At 42.3% G+C, this 1,188-nt stretch carries 1 protein-coding gene; it reads right to left on the bottom strand.

Annotated features, from left to right (window positions below; all coding sequences use genetic code 11):
* Positions 1 to 48: 48 nt before the first annotated feature.
* A partial coding sequence (locus QZ265_RS04080) for a sigma 54-interacting transcriptional regulator (protein WP_296403669.1) occupies positions 49 to 1,188 on the bottom strand: 1,140 nt, incomplete at its 5' end.

The following is a 1,188-nucleotide window of genomic DNA, read 5'->3' as shown; positions in this document are numbered from 1 at the left end:
TATTTTAAAACTTTGACTCACTAAATTACATGACTCACAGCAGTTGAATTAAGATTCCTCAATGTCTGCTCCAATCCCTAATAACTTTACTTTACGAGTCAACGTATTGCGTCCCCATCCTAACAAGTCTGAAGCTTCGCCTTTTCGGCCATTGGTATGTTCTAAAGCCACACTGATTAAAATCTTTTCAAATTCCGGGGTCGCAAGCTGTAAGATTTCAGTTTGACCTTGATTTAACGCTGTTGTCGCCCATTCTCTTAGTTGATTCTGCCAGTTACTTTGTTGACTGCTTGTAGACTGAGCAGAGGTTGACATAAGGTTGGTTGAGTTAGGAGCGGCATGAAGATTACCCTGATGAGTTCCAGGATAAGTTCCAGTTTCGCCAATGCTAGAAGGGGTGTCATTATAAAAAGCTTCACGACCTTGAGAGTGATGACCCGCATTATTATAAGGTTGAATCATATCTGCATCCGTAACAATTGAAGGACTTGAATTAGCATCCGTTATAATTGCGCCGCTATCAATCTCAGATTGATCTTTAAAATACCCTTGGGCGAATTCAGTTAAATCAGGCGGAAGATCTTCAATACCTAAAATCTCACCGGTAGCCATAACTGTAATCCAGCGACAGGCATTTTCGAGTTGACGCACGTTACCGGGCCAACTAAAAGATTGCATAACATGAAGGGCTTCAGATGTTAGCTGTTTTTTGTCGGTTTTCATTTCCTTGGCCGCCTTTGTCATAAAGAACTCGATTAGCTCAGGAATATCATCAGGACGAGCTCGCAAAGGAGGTAGGGGAAGTCGTATCACATTCAATCTATAAAATAGATCTTCACGGAATTTACCTTCTTTTACCAATTGTTCAAGGTTTTGATGAGTGGCGGCTATAATACGCACATCCACTTTGATAGGTTTTTGACCTCCAACACGGAAGAATTCGCCATTTGCCAACACACGCAGTAAACGAGTTTGGGTACTAAAGGGCATATCACCGATTTCATCGAGAAATAAAGTACCACCATTGGCCTGCTCAAATCGACCTTGGCGATGGGTAGTAGCCCCAGTAAAGGCGCCTTTTTCGTGACCAAACAGTTCTGACTCTATAAGTTCATGAGGAATGGCCGCCATATTTAGAGCGATGAAAAGTTTATTTTGTCGAGGCGAATTGTTATGTAGGGCGCCTGC

The sequence above is a fragment of the Psychrobacter sp. genome (genome assembly GCF_018260395.1).
Classification (GTDB): Bacteria; Pseudomonadota; Gammaproteobacteria; order Pseudomonadales; family Moraxellaceae; genus Psychrobacter.
This window is presented reverse-complemented; position numbering and strand designations above follow the sequence as displayed.